21 protein-coding genes and 1 pseudogene are annotated in these 23,264 nt (G+C 72.2%); 6 read left to right on the forward strand and 16 right to left on the reverse strand.

What is annotated here, in order from left to right:
• Nucleotides 1-69: 69 nt before the first annotated feature.
• From ACV7NM_RS12805 to ACV7NM_RS12815, 3 genes are all read right to left on the reverse strand, one after another.
• Nucleotides 70-846, reverse strand: coding sequence for a hypothetical protein (locus ACV7NM_RS12805; protein ID WP_463410419.1), 777 nt, complete (start codon nt 844-846; stop codon nt 70-72).
• A 211-nt stretch (nt 847-1,057) separates the two neighbouring features.
• Nucleotides 1,058-1,321 (reverse strand): hypothetical protein, encoded by a 264-nt coding sequence (locus tag ACV7NM_RS12810; protein WP_463410420.1) that lies wholly within the window; start codon nt 1,319-1,321, stop codon nt 1,058-1,060.
• 138 nt (nt 1,322-1,459) lie between these two features.
• Nucleotides 1,460-2,608 carry an adenosine deaminase gene (locus ACV7NM_RS12815; protein WP_136217117.1) on the reverse strand — a complete coding sequence of 383 codons (1,149 nt, stop codon included), beginning with the start codon at nt 2,606-2,608 and terminating at the stop codon, nt 1,460-1,462.
• A 114-nt stretch (nt 2,609-2,722) separates the two neighbouring features.
• Here ACV7NM_RS12815 and ACV7NM_RS12820 point away from each other — a divergent pair, with 114 nt between their 5' ends.
• The 3 genes from ACV7NM_RS12820 to ACV7NM_RS12830 all read left to right on the forward strand — a co-directional run bounded on the left by ACV7NM_RS12820 (nt 2,723) and on the right by ACV7NM_RS12830 (nt 5,352).
• Nucleotides 2,723-3,454, forward strand: a complete 732-nt coding sequence (locus ACV7NM_RS12820) for an alpha/beta hydrolase (protein ID WP_463410421.1) — start codon at nt 2,723-2,725, stop codon at nt 3,452-3,454.
• 93 nt (nt 3,455-3,547) lie between these two features.
• A complete protein-coding gene (locus tag ACV7NM_RS12825) occupies nt 3,548-3,916 on the forward strand; it encodes a cupin domain-containing protein (RefSeq protein ID WP_463410422.1) in 369 nt (122 codons plus the stop codon).
• A gap of 245 nt (nt 3,917-4,161) precedes the next feature.
• The gene (locus ACV7NM_RS12830) at nt 4,162-5,352 is read left to right on the forward strand and encodes a LuxR C-terminal-related transcriptional regulator (protein ID WP_463410423.1); all 1,191 of its coding nucleotides are present in this window, start codon (nt 4,162-4,164) and stop codon (nt 5,350-5,352) included.
• On the opposite strand, the gene ACV7NM_RS12835 is transcribed toward ACV7NM_RS12830, so the two are convergent.
• On the reverse strand, nt 5,303-6,229 hold the full coding sequence (locus ACV7NM_RS12835) for a LysR family transcriptional regulator (RefSeq protein ID WP_463410424.1): 927 nt from the start codon (nt 6,227-6,229) through the stop codon (nt 5,303-5,305). The genes ACV7NM_RS12830 and ACV7NM_RS12835 overlap by 50 nt on opposite strands.
• Nucleotides 6,230-6,328: 99 nt before the next feature.
• Here ACV7NM_RS12835 and ACV7NM_RS12840 point away from each other — a divergent pair, with 99 nt between their 5' ends.
• The 3 genes from ACV7NM_RS12840 to ACV7NM_RS12850 all read left to right on the forward strand — a co-directional run bounded on the left by ACV7NM_RS12840 (nt 6,329) and on the right by ACV7NM_RS12850 (nt 9,554).
• Complete coding sequence (locus tag ACV7NM_RS12840; protein WP_463410425.1) at nt 6,329-7,609, forward strand: MFS transporter; 1,281 nt, start codon at nt 6,329-6,331, stop codon at nt 7,607-7,609.
• A gap of 152 nt (nt 7,610-7,761) precedes the next feature.
• A complete protein-coding gene (locus tag ACV7NM_RS12845) occupies nt 7,762-8,454 on the forward strand; it encodes a L,D-transpeptidase family protein (RefSeq protein WP_463413925.1) in 693 nt (230 codons plus the stop codon).
• A gap of 92 nt (nt 8,455-8,546) precedes the next feature.
• The gene (locus ACV7NM_RS12850; RefSeq protein ID WP_463410426.1) at nt 8,547-9,554 is read left to right on the forward strand and encodes a sigma-70 family RNA polymerase sigma factor; all 1,008 of its coding nucleotides are present in this window, start codon (nt 8,547-8,549) and stop codon (nt 9,552-9,554) included.
• Here ACV7NM_RS12850 and ACV7NM_RS12855 read toward each other — a convergent pair.
• The 12 genes and pseudogenes from ACV7NM_RS12855 to ACV7NM_RS12910 form a co-directional block, all read right to left on the reverse strand.
• Complete coding sequence (locus ACV7NM_RS12855) at nt 9,441-9,776, reverse strand: STAS domain-containing protein (protein ID WP_463410427.1); 336 nt, start codon at nt 9,774-9,776, stop codon at nt 9,441-9,443. The two genes, ACV7NM_RS12850 and ACV7NM_RS12855, sit on opposite strands and share 114 nt — an antisense overlap.
• 111 nt (nt 9,777-9,887) lie before the next feature.
• Nucleotides 9,888-11,165 (reverse strand): thymidine phosphorylase, encoded by a 1,278-nt coding sequence (locus ACV7NM_RS12860; RefSeq protein WP_463410428.1) that lies wholly within the window; start codon nt 11,163-11,165, stop codon nt 9,888-9,890.
• A gap of 97 nt (nt 11,166-11,262) precedes the next feature.
• The gene (locus ACV7NM_RS12865; protein WP_463410429.1) at nt 11,263-11,661 is read right to left on the reverse strand and encodes a cytidine deaminase; all 399 of its coding nucleotides are present in this window, start codon (nt 11,659-11,661) and stop codon (nt 11,263-11,265) included.
• A complete protein-coding gene (locus tag ACV7NM_RS12870; protein ID WP_463410430.1) occupies nt 11,658-12,923 on the reverse strand; it encodes an ABC transporter permease in 1,266 nt (421 codons plus the stop codon). Before ACV7NM_RS12870 ends, ACV7NM_RS12865 begins: the two co-directional genes overlap by 4 nt.
• Nucleotides 12,920-14,035 carry an ABC transporter permease gene (locus tag ACV7NM_RS12875; RefSeq protein ID WP_463410431.1) on the reverse strand — a complete coding sequence of 372 codons (1,116 nt, stop codon included), beginning with the start codon at nt 14,033-14,035 and terminating at the stop codon, nt 12,920-12,922. Before ACV7NM_RS12875 ends, ACV7NM_RS12870 begins: the two co-directional genes overlap by 4 nt.
• Nucleotides 14,032-15,729: an ABC transporter ATP-binding protein gene (locus tag ACV7NM_RS12880; RefSeq protein WP_463413926.1), complete on the reverse strand. Its 1,698-nt coding sequence runs from the start codon at nt 15,727-15,729 to the stop codon at nt 14,032-14,034. The genes ACV7NM_RS12875 and ACV7NM_RS12880 overlap by 4 nt, the downstream gene beginning before the upstream one ends.
• A 169-nt stretch (nt 15,730-15,898) precedes the next feature.
• Complete coding sequence (locus ACV7NM_RS12885; protein WP_463410432.1) at nt 15,899-16,963, reverse strand: BMP family lipoprotein; 1,065 nt, start codon at nt 16,961-16,963, stop codon at nt 15,899-15,901.
• Nucleotides 16,964-17,191: 228 nt separating this feature from the next.
• Entirely contained in the window at nt 17,192-18,436 is a 1,245-nt protein-coding gene (locus ACV7NM_RS12890; RefSeq protein ID WP_463413927.1) for an amidohydrolase, read from the reverse strand.
• 137 nt (nt 18,437-18,573) lie between these two features.
• Nucleotides 18,574-19,725 carry a hypothetical protein gene (locus ACV7NM_RS12895; protein WP_463410433.1) on the reverse strand — a complete coding sequence of 384 codons (1,152 nt, stop codon included), beginning with the start codon at nt 19,723-19,725 and terminating at the stop codon, nt 18,574-18,576.
• 28 nt (nt 19,726-19,753) lie between these two features.
• On the reverse strand, nt 19,754-20,701 hold the full coding sequence (locus tag ACV7NM_RS12900; RefSeq protein ID WP_463413928.1) for an N-acetylneuraminate synthase family protein: 948 nt from the start codon (nt 20,699-20,701) through the stop codon (nt 19,754-19,756).
• A gap of 342 nt (nt 20,702-21,043) precedes the next feature.
• Nucleotides 21,044-21,886: pseudogene (locus tag ACV7NM_RS12905) on the reverse strand (acylneuraminate cytidylyltransferase family protein); the annotation flags it as partial.
• Nucleotides 21,883-23,238 (reverse strand): DUF6716 putative glycosyltransferase, encoded by a 1,356-nt coding sequence (locus ACV7NM_RS12910; RefSeq protein WP_463410434.1) that lies wholly within the window; start codon nt 23,236-23,238, stop codon nt 21,883-21,885. The gene ACV7NM_RS12910 and the pseudogene ACV7NM_RS12905, both read right to left, overlap by 4 nt.
• Nucleotides 23,239-23,264: the final 26 nt, after the last annotated feature.

Genomic DNA, 23,264 nt, shown 5'->3' on the forward strand with positions numbered 1-23,264 from the left:
CCGTCTGGTAGCCCGGGCCGTCTGTGACCCGGACCGCCCGATAGCCGGCCGGACGTCGTCCGCGGCCGCTCAGCCGGTCTTGCGGATCTTTTCGAGCTGCTTGTCGGCCACCTCTTGCGGTACCTGCGCCTTCTTCGCGGCGTCGGCCACGTTGAGGGCCATCAGTCGCACGACGGTGGCGCCGTGGCGCACGACGACAAGGTGGACCTGCGCCGAGACGCCCGCGGCGGTGGCCGTGGTGGTCCAGCTGACGTTCTCGTCGCCGCCGGTCTTGTAGGCCAGGGGCTTCACGTCGCGGTAGCTGCCGGTCTGCTTCTGGACGGTGGCGGTGAAGCCCGTACCGCATTCGGCGACGGCGTCGCGCAGCCGGTCCATGAGGTGCTCGGCGTCGGCCTCGGCGTAGGAGCTGACCGAGGCGGAGACGGCGAGGCCCACCTGCTTCTGCGAGCCGACGCCCCGGTTGACGGTCTCCTTGGCGGCCGGGTCGGGCTTGTCGCCCATGACGTCGGCGAGGGGCTGGCAGGCCTTGCGGTCGGCCTGGGGCTGACCGGAGGGGGCGTTCGGGTTCTTTCCCTGCGCGGAGATCTGGTAGCCGTCGAGGTCGCCCTGCTCCAGCGCGGACCGCTCCAGCTTGCTCGCGGCGCTCTTGGGGGAGGCCGGGGCCGCCGAGCCGGCGGGGGGCGTGGCCGTGGCGCGCGGCGCCGCCGGCCCCTTCGCGTCCGGGGCCGCGCCGGGACCGTCGGCGGCCCCGCCGCATCCCGTGGCGGCGAGGAGGAGGGCGGGGAGCAGGGCGACGCCCGCCGTCCGTGTCCACGTCCGTGCCGTGAACCGTGCCTTGATGCGCATGACCGAGACCCCAAACACCTTGCTTCGGCGGGCAGTTGCCGGTGATCGTGGCACACCGCGCGACGCGGCGCACACCCGTCGAATGGGTGTGCGCCACAGGTGCGCGCGTGCGGGTTACCCAGGGGCGACGGGCGTGGAGCACGCCGCGCGAAGCACGGCCGCGGCGAGCACGGCCGTGCGCATCACACCGTGTGGCTGGGCGCGATGTCGATCAGTTGCCGAGGTTGTTGAGCGGCACGCCGCCGAGGAGGCCGGTCACCGCGCCGAGCGCCTCGCCCGGGTCGCTGGCGTCCTGGCCCCCGTGGCCGCCCATCTTCTGCTGGCTGGTGAGCCCCTGGACGGCGCCGGTGGCGGTGCCCAGGGCGTCGGTCAGACCGACGGCCGGGACGGCGGCGGAGGCGGAACCGGCGGCGACGGCGGCGAAGGCGGCACCCAGGGCGGCGACACCGAGCGTCTTGGCAGCTGACTTCTTCATCAAAATCGTCCTTGCGACGGGGAATTGAGCGGCTCCGCAAACTAGTCACTTCAAAGCCCGACCCGCAAACATCGGTAAATACGAGAAAGCGCCCGGGAATTACCCTCCCCGGGCGCCGTCCTCATGTCATGCCATGGCCTAGGCCGAGACAGAACCGCTGGTCGAAGCGGTCTGCCGGAACAGCCACTCGGACTTCAGCTCCGCGTAGCCCGGCTTGATCACGTCGTTGATCATCGCCAGTCGTTCATCGAAAGGAATGAACGCGGACTTCATCGCATTGACGGTGAACCACTGCATGTCTTCGAGCGTGTAGCCGAACGTCTCGACCAGGTGCTCGAACTCGCGGCTCATGCTCGTACCGCTCATCAGCCGGTTGTCGGTGTTGACGGTCAGCCGGAAGTGCAGCTTGCGCAGCAGGCCGATCGGGTGCTCGGCGTACGAGGCGGCCGCGGCCGTCTGCAGGTTCGAGGTCGGGCACATCTCCAGGGGGATGCGCTTGTCCCGGACGTAGGAGGCCAGGCGTCCCAGCTTGACCGAACCGTCGGCGGCGACCTCGATGTCGTCGATGATCTTCACGCCGTGACCCAGGCGGTCGGCGCCGCACCACTGCAGCGCCTGCCAGATCGACGGCAGGCCGAAGGCCTCGCCCGCGTGGATCGTGAAGTGGTTGTTCTCGCGCTTGAGGTACTCGAAGGCGTCGAGGTGGCGGGTGGGGGGGAACCCGGCCTCGGCGCCGGCGATGTCGAAGCCGACCACGCCGTTGTCGCGGTAGCGGTTGGCCAGCTCGGCGATCTCCAGCGCGCGGGCGGCGTGGCGCATCGCGGTCAGGAGGGCCCCGATCCGGATGCGGTGCCCGTTCGCCTTCGCGCGGCGCTCGCCCTCGCGGAAGCCGTCGTTCACCGCCTCGACGACCTCTTCGAGGGTCAGGCCGGCTTCCAGGTGCTGCTCGGGCGCGTAGCGGATCTCGGCGTACACGACGCCGTCCTCGGCCAGGTCCTCGGCGCACTCGGCGGCGACGCGGAAGAGCGCCGCCTTCGTCTGCATGACGGCGCAGGTGTGCGCGAACGTCTCCAGGTAGCGCGGGAGTGAGCCGGAGTCGGCGGCTTCCCGGAACCAGACGCCCAGCTTGTCGGCGTCGGTCTCGGGGAGGTTGTCGTAGCCGACCTCGCGGGCCAGCTCGATGATGGTGCCCGGGCGCAGGCCACCGTCGAGGTGGTCGTGGAGGAGCACCTTGGGGGCGCGGCGGATCTGATCCGGGGTGGGAAGGTTCGGGGTGTCGCTCGTCATCTGGGCACTGTAGCTCCTACGCGCGTAGAGCGCGGGGTCGGCGTCAGCCGTCGATACGTAACAGTGACCGTACGGACGGGTCGCGTACACCTGTCGGTCTGAGACTGTTCCGCCATGGCACAGCATGCGCCGCCGGCGCGCGGGGCCCGCCTTGGGCGGGCGGCCGGCGCGAACGGCTCGGTCTCGACGGTCAGTGGTGTGGTGCTCCTGCTCCCCGGGGCGTCCAGATTCTTCCCCGGTCCCGTGCGTGCGCTCGCGCGGGCCCTGGCCCGGGCGGGCGGGGCGCAGGGCCTGGCCGCGCACCCGGTGCTCCACGGGGCGGGCGCCCGCGAGGACGACGCCCGCTGGGCGGCGGACGAGGCGGTGCGCAGGTACGGGGACGTGCCTGTCTGCCTCGCGGGCTACGACGCGGGCGGTCTGGCCGCGCTGCGCGCGGCGGGGCACGAGGCCGTCCTCGCGGTGCTGGCGCTGGCCCCTTCCCTCGACGCGGGCGGGGCGGCGGGGAAGGGCTCCCCGGAGTCGGAGCCGGTGAAGCAGTTGGCGGGGCGGCAGGTGCTGATCGTGCATGGGACCGACGACGGTCGCTGCGATCCGGAGGCGTCCTTCCGGTTGGCGGCGCGGGCGAAGAAGGCGAATCGTTCCACGTGTCGGTTCGAGGTCCACAGCGACGGGCACGGCCTGCGCGAGCACCAGGCGGAAGTGGTGGCCCTCGGGGTGGACTTCGTCCTCGGCGCGATGTTCTCGGGACGGTACTCGCGGCCGGTGACGGACGCGCTCGCCGCGCCTGCGCCGCTGGGTCTGCGGATGCCGCTGGCATCGGGTTTCGGGCGCTCGCCCAGGCGCTGAAACAGCCCGGGCGAAGGCGCCGTCCGCGCGTAAAGTGGGAAGTGGACTCGGGTGGTTGTCCTCGGGGGCTTCTTCCACGGGAGGCGATCAGGCATGGCCCAGATCGTGCGCAAGAACTTCGACGACGCGGACGAGACGCGCCCGTTCCAGGACGGCAAGGGCCGGCTGGACGTGATCCAGGCGGAGGGCGGGCCCATCGGCCGCGCCGTGTTCGAGCCGGGCTGGCGCTGGTCGGAGCACATCAAGCCGATGGCGGGCACGGACAGCTGCGAGGCCGCGCACACCGGCTACATGGTGAGCGGCCGGATGAAGGTCGTGATGGACGACGGCACGGCCGAGGAGTACGGCCCCGGCGACTTCATGCAGATCGCACCCGGGCACGACGCCTGGGTGGTGGGCGACGAGCGGGTGGTCGCCGTCGACTGGACCGGATTCGGCGCCTACGCGAAGCCGTCCGACTGACGTCTTCGGCGCGTACGGCGACGGGCCGACGCGGCGGCGCGCCGGAACGGCGGGCCCGCCGATCCGCCCCCTCACGGTCGGATGGCCGCGGCCGTTCCGGTGCGCCCTCCGGTGCCTTCCCCCTCGGGCGTGGTCCCACTGTGCCGGTTCGGCATATGCCGTGGGGTCTCGGCGAGGGGTCGTCTTGCCGCCTTGCGGGAAAACGAGGGGTTTACAAAACCTCACCCACAGGGAGAAATAGGCGCATGTCGGCCGACGACCTCGGAGCCCGTGTCCGGGACGACGGGCTGAGCCCCGCCGCTCGGCGCCTCTACGCGTACGCGGTGGACCGACGCGCCTTCACGGCGGAGGAGGCCTGCGCCGTGCTCGGCGCGCGCGCCGGCACCGCGATCACCGAGTTGGCCGCGGCCCACCTGCTCCAGCGCGCTCCGGGCCCCGGCCCCGAGCGGTGGAGCGCGGTGGCGCCCCGCGCGGCGGCGGCCCGGGCCCTGGCCCCGTTGGCGTTGCTCGTGCGGGAGGCCCACGACGAGATGGACCGGCTGCGCGGGCGGCTGGAGGAGCTGGTCCCGGCGTACGAGGCGGGGGCCGCGCACCGCGATCCGGGCGGCTCGGGGCACCTGGAGCTGGTGACCGACCTCGGGGCGGTACGGGGGCTGATCGCGGAGCTCGCGGCGGGCACCGAGTGCGAGTTGCTGGCCTCGCAGCCCGGTGGCGGCCGGCCGCCCGAGTCGCTGGAGGAGTCGATCGGGCGGGACGAGGCGCTGCTGGCACGCGGGGTGCGGATGCGGACCGTCTACCAGCACACGGCCCGGTACTCGCGCCCGACGGCGGCCTACGTGGAGCGACTGACGGCGCTGGGCGCGCAGGTCCGCACGGTCGGCGACGGGCTGATGCGCATGCTGGTCTTCGACGGGCACACCGGGCTGATGGAGGTGCCGGACCGCGACGGGGGGGCGCTGGTGGTGCGCGAGCCGAACGTCGTGCACTTCATGAAGGGCGCCTTCGAACGGACCTGGCTGGCGGCGGAGCCCTTCCCCGTGACGATCGGCCCCGAGGCCGCCCGCTCCCTCACGGAGGAGTTGCGGCAGACGATCGTACGGCTGCTGGCGGAGGGGCTGGACGACAAGGTGATCGCGCGCCGGCTGGGCATGTCGCAGCGGACCTGCCAGCGGCACATCGCGGGGATCATGCGGGCGGTGGGCGCCACCTCGCGCTTCCAGGCCGGGTACCTGCTGTCGGCCGGGACCGGGGCGGCCGGACCTGCGGAAGGCGGGGATGGGGAGGCCGGGACCGGGGCGGCCGGACCTGCGGAGGGCGGGCCTGCGGAGGGCGGGTCCGAAGAGGCCGCGACCGACGCGGACGGGGCCGGGGAGGCGGCGGCCCGGGTCACGGTTCCGGGAGCAGCCGGCCCCGCCGGGACAACAGGAACCGCTTGAACTCCGCCACGGGCAGCGTGTCGGGGTGCCCGTCGAGCCAGGCGACGCCGATCTCGCGGACCGCGCGCGGCGCCGTCACCGTCAGTTCGACCACGCCGGGCCGGGCCACGGCGGGCGGCGGCAGCAGGGCCACGCCGAGGCCCGCTGCGACGAGGCCCCGCAGGGTCTCCGCCTCCTCGCCCTCGAAGGCGACCCTGGGGGTGAACCCGGCTTCCGCGCACAGGTCGTCGGTGATGCGGCGCAGCCCGTAGCCGGGCTCCAGGGTGACGAAGGTTTCCTCCGCGGCCTCGGCGAGGCGGACGCGCTTGCGGCCCGCGAGGCGGTGGTCGTCGGGTACCACCAGCCGCAGCCGCTGTTCGTCCAGCCGGCGGGCCACCAGGTCGGGGGCGTCGGGGAGCGGCGAGGTCAGGCAGAGGTCGAGTTCACCGGCCCGCAGCCGCTCCAGCATGGCCTCGCCGTAGTTCTGGACGAGGGAGAACCGGATCCTCGGGTGGTCGGCGCGGAAGGCGCGGATCAGCCCGGGTACGGTCTCGGAGCCCAGTGTGTGCAGGAAGCCGAAGGCGACCTTGCCGGAGGCCGGGTCGGCGTCCTGCTGCACGGACTCGGCGGCGCGAGCGATCTCGCCGAGGGCCCGCCGGGCGGACGCGAGGAAGGTGCGCCCGGCGGTGGTGAGGGCCACGGTGCGGCCCGTGCGGGCGAACAGCGTGACGCCCAGGTCCTGTTCGAGGCGGACCATGGCCCGGGACAGCGTCGACTGCGGTACGCCCAGCTCGTGCGCGGCGCGGGTGACGTGTTCGTGCCGGGCGACCGCGACGAAGTAGGCGAGCCGGGGGGCCAACAGACTTGTCACGGGGATGTCTTCTTCGTAACGACTCATTGACATGCACCTCTCTGAGCAGGACTGATGCATGAGCGGATTGATTATCGCGATTCTGTGCATTGGACGCATGAAACGGCCCGGGTCTACCGTCGAGGCATGCCTCCCGCTCATACCGGGGCACCCACCATCCCGGGTGCCTCCACCTCGCCGTCCCCCGCACCGCAGCCCCTCTCCCCCGGCCGCCCCGGCTACCGCCGGATGAGCCTCGCGCTCTTCGCCGCCGGACTGGCGACCTTCGCCCTCCTCTACTCCACCCAGGCGCTGCTGCCCGCGATCTCCGGCGACTTCGGCGTGACGGCCGGTCAGGCCAGTTGGACGGTGTCCGCCGCCACCGGCGCGCTCGCCCTGTTCGTCCTGCCGCTGAGCGCGCTGTCCGAGCGGTTCGGGCGGACCCGGATGATGACTTGCGCGATGGCCTTGGCCGTCGGTGTCGGGTTGCTCGTCCCGTTCGCCCCGAACCTGGAGTGGCTGGTGGCGCTGCGCGCGCTCCAGGGTGCGGCGATCGCCGGCATCCCCGCCTCCGCGATGGCGTACCTGGCGGAGGAGGTCCGCCCGAAGGCTCTGGTGGGCGCGATCGGCCTGTTCGTGGCGGGCAATTCGATCGGTGGGATGAGCGGCCGCATCGTCACGGGCTGGGCCGCGCAGCTGTGGGGCTGGCGGGCCGGGCTGCTGACGGTCGGGCTGATGGCGCTGGCGTGCGCGGTGGCGTTCTTGGTCCTGCTGCCCCGGGCGCGGTTCTTCCGGCCGGCGTCGCCGGCGCCGCGCGCTGTGGCGCGTACGGTCGCGGGACACCTGCGGGACCCGTTGCTGCTGCGGCTGTACGGGATCGGCGCGCTGTTCATGACGGTGTTCGGGGCGGTGTACACGGTCATCGGGTACCGCCTGGTGGACGAGCCGTTCTCGCTGGGGCAGGGCGTCGTCGGTTCGGTGTTCCTGGTCTACCTGGTCGGTACGGTCTCCTCGGCGGCCGCCGGGCAGTTGGTGGCCCGCATCGGACGGCGCGGCGCGTTGTACCTGGCGGTGACCACGACCGCGCTCGGGCTGCTGCTCTCCCTGGCGGACTCGTTGGCCGCCGTCCTGGCGGGCCTGGTGCTGATCACGGCCGGGTTCTTCGCGGGGCACGCGGTGGCCTCGGCGGCGGTGAGCCGGACGGCGACGACGGGCCGGGCGCAGGCGTCGGCGCTCTACCAGTCGGCGTACTACCTCGGTTCGAGCGCGGGCGGCACCCTCGGGGCGCTGGCCTACCACGCCTCGGGGTGGGCGGCCACGGTCGGGATCGCGCTGGTGGCGGTGGTGGGCGTCGCGTCGATCACCCTGTACGGGTCACGCGTGGCGCGCACCGAACGCCGCCTGACCTCACTGGCCGCGATGCGCTGATACGACGGCGCGCGCACTCGCCGTACGACATCGGTACGAGGTGATTTACGGAGCCCGGAGCCCATCGCGCTCCGGGCTCCGGCACGTTCGGCCCCCGGGCAGGGAAGGAATGCGGTGGGGAGGCGAATGTGACATTCACACGGAAACGACGGATTCGTACGAGGGGCCGGGCGGCGGCACTGGCGGGCGCGGCGGTGGCCCTGGCGGCGCCGCTGGTGGTCGTCGGGGGCGGGACGGCTCAGGCGGCGTCCTGCACCGCGACGACCGGGCCCTACCAGCGGCAGGTCGAGCAGTTCCTGGGGCGGCCGGTGGACGGCGTGCAGTCGGCGGCCGACTGCACGGCCATACGGTCTTTCCAGGCGACGTACGGCATCACCCCGACCGCGGGGTACGCCGGGCCGCTCACCTGGCAGACGATGAGCGTGATGCTGGCGCAACGGGCGGCCGGCACCACCCCCAACCGGGACGGCGCGTGCCCGGTGGACCTGGGACGGATCGCCTGCGTGGACCTGACGCGCCAGCTCAGCTGGGTGCAGGACGGCGGGAAACTGGTCTACGGGCCGGTACCGGTGCGCACGGGCAAGGACGGGACCGAGACGCGGATCGGTCACAAGCAGATCTACTACCGCGACATCGACTTCTGGTCGACGCTCTACGACGTCGCGATGCCGTACGCGCAGTTCTTCGACGGCGGCATCGCCTTCCACTCCGTGCAGAAGAGCATGTGGAGCCCGCCCGGCTCCGGGGGCTGCGTGAACATGCGCCCGGCGGACGCCAAGGCGTACTGGAACCTGCTGCGCAATGGTGACGACGTCTACGTGTACGGGCGCAAGCCCGGCACCTGAGCCGTGGCCGGTGCGGCGCCGGGCGGTCCGGCTGCCGTTGTCAGACCCCTCCGGTAGTTTCGACGTAGTGGAACTACTGGGGGACGGCAGCCATGAGTGACCTCGCGACGAGCCCGGACCTCGACTCGGCGATGGGCCGCTATCGAGTCGAGCTGACCGGCTACTGCTACCGGATGCTCGGTTCCTCCTTCGACGCCGAGGACGCGGTGCAGGACACGTTCCTGCGTGCCTGGCGCGCCTACGACAAGTTCGAGGGCCGTTCCTCGCTGCGGTCCTGGCTGTACCGGATCGCCACCAACGTCTGCCTGGACCTGCTGAACGCGGGGAAGAAGCGGGCCCGGCCGATGGATTTCGGGGCGCCGCAGCACCAGGCTTCGGCCGTGCTCAACGAGCGGCCGGAGGTGACGTGGCTGGAGCCGGTGCCGGACGGGCGGGTGCTGCCGCAGACCGCCGATCCGGCGGAGACGGCGCTGGCGAGGGAGTCCGTGCGGCTGGCCTTCGTCGCGGCGCTCCAGCACCTGCCGGCGAAGCAGCGGGCCGTGCTGATCCTGCGCGAGGTGCTGGCCTGGAAGGCGGACGAGGTCGCGACGCTGCTCGACACCACGGTCGCGTCAGTGAACAGCGCCCTCCAGCGGGCGCGGGCCACCCTCGCCGGTCAGGCGGTGCGGGCGAGTGATCCGGCGGACCCGCTGGACGCGGAGCAGGCGAAGCTGCTGGAGCGGTACCTGAGCGCCTTCGAGGCGTATGACATCTCCCGGCTCACCGCCCTGTTGCACGAGGACGCGGTGCTGTCGATGCCGCCGTACGACCTGTGGCTGCGGGGTCACGCCGACATCGCGGCGTGGCACCTGAACCAGGGCATCGGCTGCAAGGGGTCCCGGCTCGTCCCGACGACGGCGAACGGCATGCCCGCCTTCGGCCAGTACCGTCCGCGCGCGGACGGCCGGCCCGGGCACGAGCCGTGGGCGCTGCAGGTGTTGGAGATATCAGAGGGGAAGATCGTCGGACTGAACGCCTTCCTGGACACCGCCAGGTGGTTCCCGTTGTTCGGGCTCCCCGAGCAGCTCGACGAGTCCGACGAGGTTCAGCAGGGCGCGTAGTCGCGGTGCGGCCCCGGCCACGCTGAGGCGGACCCCGGCCCGGCGTGCGGCGAGGGCGAGGCGGGCGAGCCCGTCCACCTCGGCGAGCCCGGCGTGGTCGAGGCCCCCGGCGGCGCACACCACCCACAGCGGGCGGGGGCCGTCCCGGCACAGGGCGTCGAGCCGGTCGGCGTCCTCGGGGGTCACGGCGGGGCCGGACAGCACCAGTCCTCTGATCTCCACGAGGGGTTGACCGGGCCGCGCACCCGAACTCATCGCCCGGGACGCGGCGGGAAAAGCCGTCGGCGCGGCTCCGGACGGGGAGCCGCGCCGACGGGGTCAGGGGGGTGGTGCTCAGGCGATGCGGTCGAGCACGATCGGGTTCGCGGTGAAGGCGGTGCCCGCCGGGGCGACGTCGTAGGAGCCTTCCAGGGCGGCCAGGGCGTACTCGAACTTCTCCGGGGTGTCGGTGTGCAGGGTCATCAGGGCCTGGCCCGCGGTGACCGTCTCGCCGGGCTTGGCGTGCAGTTCGATGCCCGCGCCCGCCTGGACCGGGTCCTCCTTGCGGGCGCGGCCGGCGCCCAGGCGCCAGGCGCCGACGCCCACCGCGTAGGCGTCCAGCCGGGTCAGGACACCGGAGGCGGGGGCGGTGACGACGTGCTGCTCGCGCGCGACGGGCAGGGTGGCGTCCGGGTCGCCGCCCTGGGCGGCGATCATCCGGCGCCACACGTCCATCGCGGAGCCGTCGGCGAGGGCCTTGGCCGGGTCGGCGTCCTTGATGCCCGCCGCGTCCAGCATCTCCCGGGCCAGGGCCAGGGTCAGCTCCACGACGTCGGCGGGACCGCCGCCGGCGAGGACCTCGACCGACTCGCGGACCTCCAGCGCGTTGCCGGCGGTCAGTCCGAGCGGGGTGGACATGTCGGTGAGCAGGGCGATCGTCTTGACCCCGCTGTCGGTGCCGAGGGCGACCATGGTGGAGGCGAGCTCGCGGGCGTCCTCGATGTTCTTCATGAAGGCGCCGGAGCCGACCTTGACGTCCAGGACCAGCGAGCCGGTGCCCTCCGCGATCTTCTTCGACATGATGGAGGAGGCGATCAGCGGGATCGCCTCGACCGTGCCGGTCACGTCGCGCAGCGCGTACAGCTTCTTGTCGGCGGGGGCCAGACCGTCACCGGCGGCGCAGATGACCGCGCCGGTGGTGTCGAGGACGTTCAGCATCTCCTCGTTGGACAGCAGCGCGCGCCAGCCGGGGATGGACTCCAGCTTGTCCAAGGTGCCGCCGGTGTGGCCGAGGCCCCGGCCCGAGAGCTGCGGCACGGCCGCGCCGCAGGCGGCGACCAGCGGGGCCAGCGGCAGGGTGATCTTGTCGCCGACACCGCCGGTGGAGTGCTTGTCGGCGGTCGGGCGGGAGAGGGAGTCGAAGTTCATCCGCTCGCCGGAGGCGATCATCGCGGCGGTCCAACGGGCGATCTCGGCCCGGTTCATGCCGTTCAGCAAGATGGCCATCGCCAGCGCCGACATCTGCTCGTCGGCGACGACGCCCCGCGTGTAGGCGTCGATGACCCAGTCGATCTGGTCGGGGCTCAGTTCACCGCGGTCGCGCTTGGTGCGGATGACGGAGATGACGTCCATGGAGTGCTTCCTTCTACGCGCATAGAGAAGAGGGGGAAGGATGAAACGGAAACACGACGGCCCTTCGCCCGGGAGGAACGAAGGACCGTCGCTTCGGCTATCTGAGGTGGTCCGGCCCGAAGGCCTGGGGCAGCATCGCCGAGAGCGGCAGGACGCCTTCCGGCGTCTCCACCTGGAGCTCGGGGCCCCCGAACTCGAAGAGCAGCTGCCGGCAGCGGCCGCACGGGACGAGGATCTCGCCCTTGCCGTCCACGCACGTGAAGTGAGTGAGCCGACCGCCGCCCGTGGCCTGGAGGGCGGACACCAGCCCGCACTCGGCGCACAGGCCCAGCCCGTAGCTGGCGTTCTCCACGTTGCAGCCCACGACCGTGCGGCCGTCGTCGACCAGCGCGGCCACACCGACCGGGAAGCCCGAGTACGGGGCGTACGCCCGCGTCATCGCCTCCCGGGCGGCGGTCCGCAGCGCCTCCCAGTCGGCGGCGGCGTGCGGGCTCACTTGCCCTGGCCCTTGCGGTACGGCAGGCCGTCCGCCTTGGGCATCCGCAGTCGCTGCGCCGACAGGGCGAGCACGAGCAGGGTCGTGACGTACGGGGCGGCGTCCACGAACTGGCTCGGGACGGCGTCGGTGAGCGCGTACCAGAGGAAGAGACCGGCGGAGCACAGGGCCGCGATGGCCGCCTGCACGTGCTTCTTCTTGTAGATCTGCCAGACGACGACGAGTACGAGCAGGATCGCCAGCAGCAGGAGCATCGCGTGGACGTTCTCGGCGCCACCGCGCAGCCGGAGGCTGTAGGTGAAGCCGAAGAGACCCGAGCCGAGGGCCATGCCGCCCGGCATCCAGTTGCCGAAGATCATCGCGGCGAGACCGATGTAGCCGCGGCCGCCGGTCTGGCCCTCCTGGTAGATGCCGGTGGAGACGATCGCGAGGAACGCGCCGCCGAGACCGGCCATCGCGCCGGATACGACCACGGCGATGTACTTGTACTTGTAGACGTTCACGCCGAGCGACTCGGCGGCGATCGGGTTCTCGCCGCAGGAGCGCAGGCGCAGACCGAAGGAGGTCCGCCACAGCACCCACCAGGTCGCCGGGACCAGCAGGACCGCCACGATGGTCAGCAGCGAGAGGTTGGTGACCAGCCCGCCGAGGACTCCGGCGATGTCGGAGATCAGGAACCAGTGTTTGCCTTGCAGCGTCGCCAACCAGTCCGAGAGCCCCGGGACGGTGATCTCGGTGATCGAGTCGATGCGCGGGGACTGCTTGGAGGAACCGCCCGGGGCCTTGTCGAAGGTGAAGTTCGACAGGTACTGGGTGAAGCCGACGGCCAGGATGTTGACCGCCACACCGGAGACGATGTGGTTGACGTTGAACGTCACGGTGATGATCGCGTGCAGCAGGCCGCCGAGGGCGCCGCCGACGATGCCCAGGAGGACACCGGTCCACGGACCCCACTGGTAGCCGGCCCAGGCGCCGAACCAGGTGCCCAGGATCATCATGCCTTCGAGGCCGATGTTGACCACGCCCGCGCGCTCGGCCCACAGGCCGCCGAGGCCGGCGAGGGCGATGGGCACGGCGAGCTGGAGGGCACCGGAGACCTGGCCGACGGAGGTCAGGTCGTTGGCGCCGGAGACGATCCTCACGAGGGAGATCAGGGCGAGTCCGCCCGCGATCATCAGCAGGATCCAGGGCAGGGTCAGCTTGCGGCGGCCGCCGCCCTTCTTGGGCGCGGCGCTCGTCGCGGAAACGGTGCTGGTGCTCACGCCGCGACCTCCTTGTTGTCGGTCTTGAGGGCGTGGCCTGCGGCCAGCTCTTCGCCGACCTTCTGCTGCTGGCGGCGGATGCCGTAGCGGCGGACGAGCTCGTAGCTGACGACGACGGCGATCACGATCAGGCCCTGCAGGATCGTGCCGATCTCCTTGGCGTAGCCGTTCTGGTCGAGACCGGCGGAGGCCTTGTCGATGAAGGCGATCAGGAGCGCAGAGAAGAAGATGCCGACGGGGTTGTTCCGGCCGAGCAGCGCGATGGTGATGCCGGTGAAGCCGATGCCCAGCGGGAAGGACAGGTTGTAGGTGTGCGACTCGCCGAGCAGCAGCGGCATGCCGGTCAGACCGGCGACCGCGCCCGAGACGAGCATGGACGTCATGATCATCTTCTTGGCGTCCACACCGGAGGCCTGGGCGGCCGACTCGCTGGCACCGGTGGCGCGCAGGTCGAAGCCGAAGCGGGTCCGGTTCAACACGAACCAGTAGACGATGCCCAGGGCGAAGGCGACGAAGGTGAAGCCGTAGATGTCGCCGCCGGACAGGGAGAGGGACGGGAACCAGCCCGACTCCGGGATGTCGCCGGTGGTGAGGTCGTTGGAACCGGCCGGCTGGACGCCGAAGTTCTTCGGCAGGATCAGCCAGGCGATCAGCGAGGTCGCGATGGCGTTGAGCATGATCGTGGAGACGACCTCGCTCACGCCGCGGCGGGCCTTGAGGATGCCCGCGATACCGGCCCAGAAGGCACCCGTCAGCATGGCCACGGCCACGATCAACAGGATGTGCAGCGGACCGGGCAGCGAGACCGCCGTGCCGACCACCGCGGAGAACATCGCCGCGAGGCGGTACTGGCCGTCGACGCCGATGTTGAAGAGGTTCATCCGGAAGCCGATGGCGACGGCCAGGGCTGCCAGGTAGTAGATGCCGGCCTGGTTGATGATCAGGACCTGGATGTCCTCGTAACCGGCCTGCTCGATCATGATGCGCAGCGGGTCGATCGGGTCGACGCCCGAGGCCGCCAGCACGATCACGGTCAGCACCAGGGCGCTGATCAACGCGAGCAGCGGCCCGGCGACCGAGAGCAGCAGCCGGTCCTTGTCGAATTTCTTCATCGGGCCTCGTCCTCCGTCGTCCCGTCGGCAGCGGCGGAGCCTTCAACGTGGTCGTTCGTTGCTTCCAGGTGCCCGCTCGCGGCACCCGTCATGGCGGTGCCCAGCTCCTCGGGCGTGATGGTCGCCGGATCGGCGTCCGCGACCAGGCGGCCGCGGTAGATGACGCGCAGCGTGTCGGACAGGCCGATCAGCTCGTCGAGGTCGGCGGAGATGAGCAGCACGGCCAGGCCCTCGCGCCGGGCCTCGCGGATGGCGTCCCAGATCTGCGCCTGCGCACCGACGTCCACACCGCGGGTGGGGTGGGCGGCGATGAGGAACTTGGGGTTGTGGCTCATCTCGCGGCCGACGATCAGCTTCTGCTGGTTGCCGCCGGACAGGGAGGCCGCGGTGACGTCGATGCCCGGGGTGCGGACGTCGTACTCGCGCACGATGCGCTCGGTGTCCTTGCGGGCGGCCTTCGGGTCGAGGACACCGCGCTTGGAGTTGGGCGCCTCGGTGACGTGGCCGAGGATGCGGTTCTCCCAGAGCGGGGCCTCCAGCAGCAGCCCGTGCCGGTGGCGGTCCTCGGGGATGTAGCCGATCCCGCCCTCGCGGCGCTTGCGCACCGGCTCCTTGGTGATGTCGCGGCCGTCGAGGGTGATCACGCCCGAGTCGGCGGCGTTCATCCCCATGAGGGCTTCGATGAGCTCCGTTTGGCCGTTGCCCTCGACGCCCGCGATGCCCAGGACCTCGCCCTTGTGGATCGTGAAGGTGACGTCGTCGAGCAGGAGTCGGCCCGCTTCGGCGCTCTCACGGACGTAGGAGTCCTCCGGAGCCATGCGCCCTATGGCCTCCGGTTCGACGGCGACGGCGTCGGTGGCGGCCAGCGTCAGGCCCTCGACGGTCAGCATCGCAACGGCCGTCACCGTGGACTCGCGGGTCTCCGGCGAGGGCAGCTCGCTGCCGACCATCAGCTCGGCGAGCTGCTTGGTGGTGGCGGTCCGGGGGTCGGCGGTGCCGACCGTGGTGCCGCGACGGATGACGGTGATGTCGTCGGCGACCTTCAGCACCTCGCCCAGCTTGTGCGAGATGAAGATGACGGTCAGACCCTCGGCCTTGAGCTCGCGCAGGTTGTCGAAGAGCGCGTCCACTTCCTGCGGCACGAGCACGGCGGTCGGCTCGTCGAGGATGAGGGTGCGGGCGCCGCGGTAGAGGACCTTGAGGATCTCCACGCGCTGGCGGTCGGCGACGCCGAGCTCTTCGACGAGGGCGTCGGGGCGGACCCCGAGACCGTACGCGTCGGAGATCTCCATGATCTTCTTGCGGGCCTTGCCGCCGATCCCGTACAGCTTCTCGCCGCCGAGGACGACGTTCTCCAGGACGGTGAGGTTGTCGGCGAGCATGAAGTGCTGGTGCACCATGCCGATGCCGCGGGCGATGGCATCGCCCGGGTTGGCGAAGGAGACCTGCTCCCCGTCGATCGCGATGGTGCCCTCGTCCGGCTTCTGCATGCCGTAGAGGATCTTCATCAGGGTCGACTTGCCTGCACCGTTCTCACCGATGAGGGCATGGACCGTGCCCTTGCGAACGGTGATGTCGATGTCCTTGTTGGCGACGACGCCAGGGAAACGCTTGGTGATGCCGTGCAGTTCTACGGCGGGGGGGCTGGACGCGTTGATGACGCACTCTCCTTGGCGCGAAGGAGCGGAAGGCAGGGGGGACAGGGCGGTGAGAGAAGGTACCGCGTCCACGGTTCCTCTACGCGCGTAGCACTGTCGGAAGTGAAAACTGGTGGCCGGGTGGCCAAGTGACGCGGGGCGGGGTCCGGGTGGCGGCAGAGCCGCCACCCGGACCCCGGAGACCGTTCGACCGGCAGGCCGACCCTTACGGGGCGGTCTTGACGGTGATCTTCTTCGCGATGATGTCGGCCTTGGCCTTCTCCACCGCGGCGATGACGTCGGCCATCTTCTTGTACTCGGGGTTGGAGTCGGCCAGGCCGACGCCGTTCTTGTCCAGGCCGTAGCGGACCTCACCGGTCTGCGGCTTGCCGTCCACGACCGACTTGATCTCGTTGAAGACCGCGGCGGAGACGTCCTTGGTGACCGAGGTCAGGATGTGGTCCTTGTACTTCGACAGACCGGCCTGGTTGTACTGGTCGGAGTCGACACCGATCGCCCACTTGCCGGCGGTGGCGGTGGCCTCGATCGCACCCGAGCCGGCGAGACCGGCGGCGGCGTAGATCACGTCGGCGCCGGCGTCGAGCTGGCCCTTGGCGGTGGCCTTGCCGAGGTCGGGCTTGGCGAAACCGGAGAAGTCCGGCGGCTGCGTCAGGTAGGCCGACAGCACCTTGGCGTTCGGGTTGGTGTCCTTGACGCCCTGGGTGAAGCCCGCCTCGAACTTCTTGATCAGCGGAACCTCGACACCGCCGATGAAGCCGACCGTGCCGGACTTCGAGGCCTTGGCGGCGGCGACGCCGGCCAGGTACGAACCCTGCTCCTCGTTGAAGACGAGGTTGGCGATGTTCTTGTCGGTCACCGAGGTGTCGTCGATGATGCCGAACGTGGTGTTCGGGAACTTCGGCGCGACCTTCTTGATGGCCGGGGCGTAGGAGAAACCGACGCCGATGACCGGGTTGTTGCCCTTGCGCGCGAGCTCGGTCAGGCGCTGGACCTTGTCGGCCTCGGACTCGCCCTCGGTGGGCTCGGCCTCGGCGGTCTTGATCTTGAGTTCGGTCTTCGCCTTCTCAAGACCGGCGTAGGCGGCGTCGTTGAACGACTGGTCGCCGCGGCCGCCGATGTCGTACGCGATGGCGGCGCTCTGCTCCTTCGTCCCGGAGGACGAGCTGGAGGACGTGGCGTCCGACGACTTCTTTCCGCCACAGGCGGTGGCCGAGAGGGCCAGCGCCGCGGACGCGATGCCCACGGTGGCGATCCTGGTGATCCGGCGCAAGGGGAGGCTCCTTCAAAACCTGACCGAAGCGCCACGACCGGCGCTGGTTTCGCGGCGATCGTAACGCGCGTAGATGTCAGTTAAGAGCCCGTTCAGGAGTCGTTATCGGATCGTCGCGAACCGGACAGTGACCGTTCGGTAACAGTCACGCGCCCAGCCCTTGCATACCAAGGGCTGGACAGGTGCGCCGGGTGCCGCTCAGATGTTGTACAAATTTTGCCCTGACGTTTACCGGGAAGGCCTGGCGCGCGGCCCGTCGAGCAGCGCGGCGGCGGTGAAGAACTCGACGCCGACGGCGATCGCGGACTCGTCCACGTCGAAGTCGCCCCGGTGCAGGTCCCGCTTGGCCGGATCGCCGGGCTTGTGCACTCCGAGGCGGGCCATGGCGCCGGGGACGTGCTCCAGGTACCAGGAGAAGTCCTCGCCCCCCAGGCTCTGCTCGGTGTCCTCGATCGCCCCGGGGCCGCGCCGGGCCGCCATCGCCTCGCGCAGCAGCTCGGTGACCAGCGGGTCGTTCACCACCGGGGGCACGCCCCGGACGTAGGTGATCTCGGACTTGGCCCCGTGCAGGGCCGCGACCTCGTCGATCGCCGCGTGGATCTGGTCTGGTGCCTCGTGCCAGGCGTTCAGGTCCAGGCACCGCACGGTTCCGGACAGCTCCGCGTGCATCGGGATGACGTTGCAGGCGTGGCCCGCCTCGATCCGGCCCCAGGTGACCGACATCCCCGAGCGGGCGTCCATACGCCGGGCCAGCACCGCCGGTACATCGACCGCGACGCGAGCGGCCGCCGTGACGAGGTCGGTGGTCAGGTGGGGGCGGGCGGTGTGACCGCCGGGGCCCGCGAGGGCCACCTCCAGCCGGTCGCAGGCCGAGGTGATGGGACCCGGGCGCAGTCCGATCTTCCCGGCGTCCACGCGGGGGTCGCAGTGCACCGCGATGATCTTGCCGACGCCGTCCAGGACCCCGTCCTCGATGGCGTCGCTGGCACCGCCCGGCAGGACTTCCTCCGCGGGCTGGAACAGCAGCCGCACCGGCTGCGGGAGCAGGCCCTGCCGGTCGAGCTCGGCGAGCACCAGGCCGGCCCCGAGCACGGTCACGGTGTGGACGTCGTGGCCGCAGGCGTGCGCCCGGTCGGGGAAGGTCGAGCGGTACGCGATGTGGGACTTGGTGTCCGGGATGGGCAGGGCGTCGATGTCCGCGCGCAGGGCGAGCACGGGCCGTACCCCGTCCCAGGTGCCGACGTCACAGATCAGGCCGGTGCCGGTGCTCAGCACCCGTGGTCGCAGGCCGGCTTTTTCCAGCCGGGCCTTGATCGCGGCCGTGGTGCGGAACTCCTGGTGCCCGAGCTCGGGATGCATGTGCAGGTCCCGGCGGAAGGCGATCAGTTCGGCACGCAGGTGGTCCGGAAGCGTGCCGGGCAGCTCGGGCCGGTCGGGCGTGCCGGGCAGGGCGGTCTGGGACTCGCGGGACATCAACTGGTTCACCCGTTGAAGGTTAGGCGCACGGATGGGTCAACTGGCCGGAGATCACCAAAAGTTCATGCCGTTAGGGGAAAGAAACCCGACCTCCGGACGCATGACCGGTTGCGACGGAGGGTAAACTCGCGCGCTCATCCGGCCGTCGGAGCCGCCTGGGCGGGGAGTCTGCGCACATCACGGGCGGTCTCGGTGACCCCCGCGAGGAAGCCCCGGGCCCGGGGTGAGGCGTCGGCCGTGAGCCAGGCCGGCTCCACATCGCATACGGCGACGGTGACGCCGGTGCCGGCCAAGGCGTACGGCAGCGTGTGGACGACCGTGGACGGAAAGCTGACGATGGTCCGGCCGACCGGTCCACGCCGGGCGATCAGCTCCAGGGGCAGGTCGGGGCGGACGATTTCCAGCCCGGCGGCCTCGCTCAGCGTCCGCAGCTTCAGCGGGGACTCACGGCGGTGCGCGAAGTACCGCGTCGCCCCGTGCTCCCGGGTCAGGGCGCACACGGCGTCGAGGTAGCGGGCCGGGTCCACCACCCCCGTCTCCACGAGCGAGGTGCCGACCAGGTCGGTGCCCCTGGTCAGGCGCGGCGGGCCGAAGCGGGAGCGGGTCCAGGCGAAGTCGTTGATCCTCAGCTCCATCCCGGGCAGCGGTGTGACCGGCATCGAGGTGAACACCCGTACCCGGCGGCGCCCTCCCGGAGCGAGCCGGCGCCGTGCGGTCCCCGACACCGGGGCGTACGCGAACTCCCGCACCCGGGACGCGGTCCCGCCGCCCGTGCGGTGCCAGCGGCGCAGCCGCTCGCCCCGGCCGAGCTGCGCGACGAACTCCATGGTGGCGGTGCCGTCGTCGACGACGACCAGTTCGGCGGTGCGGGCCGCCGGGGCGAGCAGCAGCTGCACGAAGCGGGAGAAGGGGTCCCCGAGCACGATCCGCTCGGCGCGGCGCACATCGGCGGCGAGCGCCGACAGGGCCCGGAACGGGGCCCCCGCGCCACCCCGCGCCTCCTGCCACCGGATGGTGAACCCCTCGTCGCGGGCCAGGGAGGCGACGCGGCGCAGCTGCCCCCGCGACATGGGGTCGGTGGGCGGCAGGACCACGATCAGCGGGGTGTGCGGCCGGCAGGCGGCGCGGGAGGCGGCCGTGGGCTGGCGGGGCACGGCACCCAGGAGCGGGGCGCCGGCGGGGGTGGACTCGGCGTGGGCCCATTCGAGGACGTTGAGCAGTTGGACCGGGCTCTCGACGAGGGCCAGGGTCGGGGCGGCGGTGGGCGCGGGGGCGGAGGGGGTCACCACGTACTCCTCGTCGGAGGGGGCGGGATCAGACGGTGGCGGGGGCCTGGCCTTGGCCGGGGGCGTGGCCTTGGCCGGTCGGCTCGCTCCGGCCGGGGAAGCGGCGGAGCTTCTTCATCGGGGCCAGCTCGGAGTCGTAGACGCGCTTGACGCCGTCGCCGAGGGCGGTCTCGATGGTGCGGATGTCGCGGACGAGGCGGGCGAGGCCACCGGGTTCGACGGAGGCGGCCTGGTCGGAGCCCCACATCGCACGGTCGAGGGTGATGTGCCGCTCGACGAACGCCGCGCCCAGGGCGACGGCGGCCAGCGTCGTCTGGAGGCCCGTCTCGTGGCCGGAGTAGCCGATCGGGACGTTCGGGTACTCCTCGCGGAGGGTGTTGATCACCCGCAGGTTGAGCTCCTCGGCCTTGGCGGGGTAGGTCGAAGTGGCGTGGCAGAGCAGGATGTTGTCACTGCCGAGCACCTCGACGGCGTGCCGTATCTGCTTCGGGGTGGACATGCCGGTGGAGAGCACCACGGTCCGGCCGGTGGCACGCAGGGCGCGCAGGAGGTCGTCGTCGGTGAGGCAGGCGGAGGCCACCTTGTGGGCGGGGAGGTCGAACTTCTCCAGGAAGGCCAAGGCCTCGGTGTCCCAGGGGGAGGCGAACCAGTCGATGCCGCGCCGGGCGCAGTGCGCGTCGATCGCGAGGTAGTCGGACTCGTCGAACTCGACCCGGTGGCGGTAGTCGATGTAGGTCATCCGGCCCCAGGGGGTGTCGCGCTCCACGTCCCACTGGTCCCGGGGGGTGCAGATCTCCGGGGTGCGCTTTTGGAACTTCACGGCGTCACAGCCGGCGTCGGCGGCGGCGTCGATGAGGGCGAAGGCGTTGTCGAGGTCGCCGTTGTGGTTGATGCCGATCTCGCCGACGACGTAGACGGGCTGACCGGGGCCGGCGAGGCGTCGGCCGAAGCCGCGCAGACGGGAGGTGGGGCTCATGGTGGGTGACGTCCTTCGTACGGGGGACGGGAGCGGGGGCGGGGTCGGGGTGTCGGACGGGGGGTCGAGCAGGGGGGCGAGGAGGCGGGCACGGGCCAGGTCGTGGGGGTCGTCGATCTCCAAGACCCGGGCCGGGTCGGTGACGACGGGCCGGATGCGCCCGAAGAAGCGGTGGCGGGCGGCGCGGAAGCCGTCGGCGGCCATGGCGTAGGCGGCGCCGGTCTCCAGCAGGTCCTCGGGGCGGTCCTGGCGGCGGGGGCGGTACGCGGCCTCGTGGTTGACGCCGGCCGCGGTGGTGTCGGGCCCCGCCCGCCAGAGGAAACCGTGGAACGGGGCCACGGTCAGGGCGCAGTCGGCGCCACCGGAAGCGACGGCCGCGGCCACGGACCCGATGTCGGACGGGGTCAGGAAGGGACTGGTGCACTGCACCAGAAGGACGACGTCGACGGTGACGGAGTGCAGTTCCTCGAAGGAGTCCAGCGCGTGGAGCAGGGCGGCCTCACTGCTCGCGGTGTCCCCGGCGAGGGCGGCGGGCCGGCGCAGGGCGACCGCCCCGGCGGCCCGGGCGGCGGCGACGATGGCCTCGGAGTCGGTGGAGACGACCACGTCGGTGACGGCGGGCGCCGCCAGGCAGGCCCGCACGGCCCGCGCGACGAGCGGGGTCCCCCCGACCTCGGCGAGATTCTTGCCCGGCACCCCCTTGGACCCACCCCGCGCCGGAATCACAGCGAGCACCCGCCCGGTCCCGAATCCCGCCCCGGGCGCGGCCCCCGGAGCCGGCCCGGGCGCCGGAACGCCCTGCGGAGCATCGGCGGGCACGGACGACCGGGCCGCCGAGCCCCGCGCGGCGGGAGCCGCAACGGGCCTGGAACCCGAGCCGGGGGCGGACGGGGGCACGTACACGGCCCGGGGCACGGGCGCGGGGACCGGCCCGGGGCCGACACCGGGCCTCGGCCCGAGAGCCGGCCCTGGCGCCCGAGCGCCCTGCGCAGCATCCGCGGGCACGGACGACCGGGCCGCCGAGCCCCGCGCGGTGGTAACCCGAACGGGCTCGGGGCCCGACCCGGACCCCGATCGGGAGACGGGCTCCGGGCCGTGGTCGGCCGGCCGGGATCCAGCCGACGCGGACGGGGGCAACGGGGCGGCGGGGGCCCGGGGCGGTGGCTGCGGGGGGCCGGGGGTCACAGGTCGCCCAGGCGGCGGATCGTGGGGGCCACGCGCTGCACCCCGTGGCGGTACGCGCCCCGCGCGGCCTCGCGCAGCCGGCCGCGGAGCCAGGCCCGGGCGCGCGACCCGGCCCGGTCGGACGCCGGCCGCAGGGTGCCGGGCAGCGGGTGCCCGTCCGGGTCCAGGCGGTGGCGGGCCAGCACCCCGGGGAGGTAGCCGGGGGCGGTGAGCCGCGTGTAGTAGGGGGCAACGGGCGGGAGCGACTCCCGCCCGAGCAGCTCGGCGAGCCGGGCGCGGGCGACGGCGAAGGGCTCCCCGCTCGGGGTCACCCCTTGCGCCGCGAGCCACCGCGGGTCGCCCCGGGGCAGCAGCCCCTGATCCAGTTGGTCCCACGAGGCGAGGCAGCCGGAGCCGAGGAAGTGGTGGTTGCCGAGCGCCTCGCGGATGCCGAGGTCGGTCAGGACGGCGGTCGGGACGCCTCGGTGCAGGGCCTCCAGGGCGGCGGTGGACGAGACGGTGACCAGCAGGTCGGCGTCATCCAGCACCTCACCCATGTTCCCGTACACCAGCCGGCAGTTGGCGGGCAGGCCGCCCGGCAGCCGCTCGCCCAGCCGCTGGTACGGGTGCTCCTCCAGGTGCGTGGTGTGCTCCCCGGGCCGGCTGCGCAGCTTGACCAGGACCTCCCGGTCGGGGTGGAGCCGGGCGTGGGCGGCGGCCCGCGCGAGCAGGTACGTACGGTCGGCGCGGCTCTCGGGTACGGAGGGCTGCACGGCGAAGACGACGGTGCGCGCCCGGGCGCGCGGCTCGTGGGCGGCGCCTTCGAGGAAGGGCAGCGCGGTCTCGGTGACGGCGTCCGACCCGGCGCCCACCCCGGCGTACACCGCGCGGAAGCGGTCCGCGTCGTAGGCGGAGTTGGCGAGGACAAGGTCGGCTCCGTGCCGCAGCAGCAGCCCGTCGGCGAGCTTCTCGTAGACCACTCCGACGTACCCGGTGACCAGGACGGGGCGGGCCGCGGGCACGGGCCACAGGGCGCGCACGCCGTGCAGGACGGCCTGGACCGCGCCGCCGACGAGGGCCAGGACGACCACGTCGTAGCGCTCGGCGCCGCGCGCTAGCCCGATCTCGGCCAGGAACTCGGCGCAGGTCACCTCGATGGGTCCGGCCGGACCGCCGGGGGTCGCCCCGACGCCGACCTCGCCCACCTCCCCGAGCTGGCGTGCGGTCGGGGTGGCGCGGCCGCGCAACAGGAATCCGGTGGGCCGGTGGTCGGGCGCGAGGCGCCGCGCGGTGAGCGCACCCCATTTCCATCGCGTATCGGAATCGGCGAGTACGGCGATGCGGAGATCGCCACGATTACTGGTGGCCGGCACTCGGCAGAAGCTATTCCGCGTTTCCT

It is taken from the genome of Streptomyces sp. Tek67B01 (assembly GCF_055231995.1).

Coding starts and splice junctions, on each gene's coding strand:
- ACV7NM_RS12805 (WP_463410419.1), bottom strand. CDS start 846: ATGCGCATCAAGGCACGGTTCACGGCACGGACGTGGACACGGACGGCG.
- ACV7NM_RS12810 (WP_463410420.1), bottom strand. CDS start 1,321: ATGAAGAAGTCAGCTGCCAAGACGCTCGGTGTCGCCGCCCTGGGTGCC.
- ACV7NM_RS12815 (WP_136217117.1), bottom strand. CDS start 2,608: ATGACGAGCGACACCCCGAACCTTCCCACCCCGGATCAGATCCGCCGC.
- ACV7NM_RS12820 (WP_463410421.1), top strand. CDS start 2,723: ATGGCACAGCATGCGCCGCCGGCGCGCGGGGCCCGCCTTGGGCGGGCG.
- ACV7NM_RS12825 (WP_463410422.1), top strand. CDS start 3,548: ATGGCCCAGATCGTGCGCAAGAACTTCGACGACGCGGACGAGACGCGC.
- ACV7NM_RS12830 (WP_463410423.1), top strand. CDS start 4,162: ATGTCGGCCGACGACCTCGGAGCCCGTGTCCGGGACGACGGGCTGAGC.
- ACV7NM_RS12835 (WP_463410424.1), bottom strand. CDS start 6,229: ATGAGTCGTTACGAAGAAGACATCCCCGTGACAAGTCTGTTGGCCCCC.
- ACV7NM_RS12840 (WP_463410425.1), top strand. CDS start 6,329: ATGCCTCCCGCTCATACCGGGGCACCCACCATCCCGGGTGCCTCCACC.
- ACV7NM_RS12850 (WP_463410426.1), top strand. CDS start 8,547: ATGAGTGACCTCGCGACGAGCCCGGACCTCGACTCGGCGATGGGCCGC.
- ACV7NM_RS12860 (WP_463410428.1), bottom strand. CDS start 11,165: ATGGACGTCATCTCCGTCATCCGCACCAAGCGCGACCGCGGTGAACTG.
- ACV7NM_RS12875 (WP_463410431.1), bottom strand. CDS start 14,035: ATGAAGAAATTCGACAAGGACCGGCTGCTGCTCTCGGTCGCCGGGCCG.
- ACV7NM_RS12890 (WP_463413927.1), bottom strand. CDS start 18,436: ATGTCCCGCGAGTCCCAGACCGCCCTGCCCGGCACGCCCGACCGGCCC.
- ACV7NM_RS12900 (WP_463413928.1), bottom strand. CDS start 20,701: ATGAGCCCCACCTCCCGTCTGCGCGGCTTCGGCCGACGCCTCGCCGGC.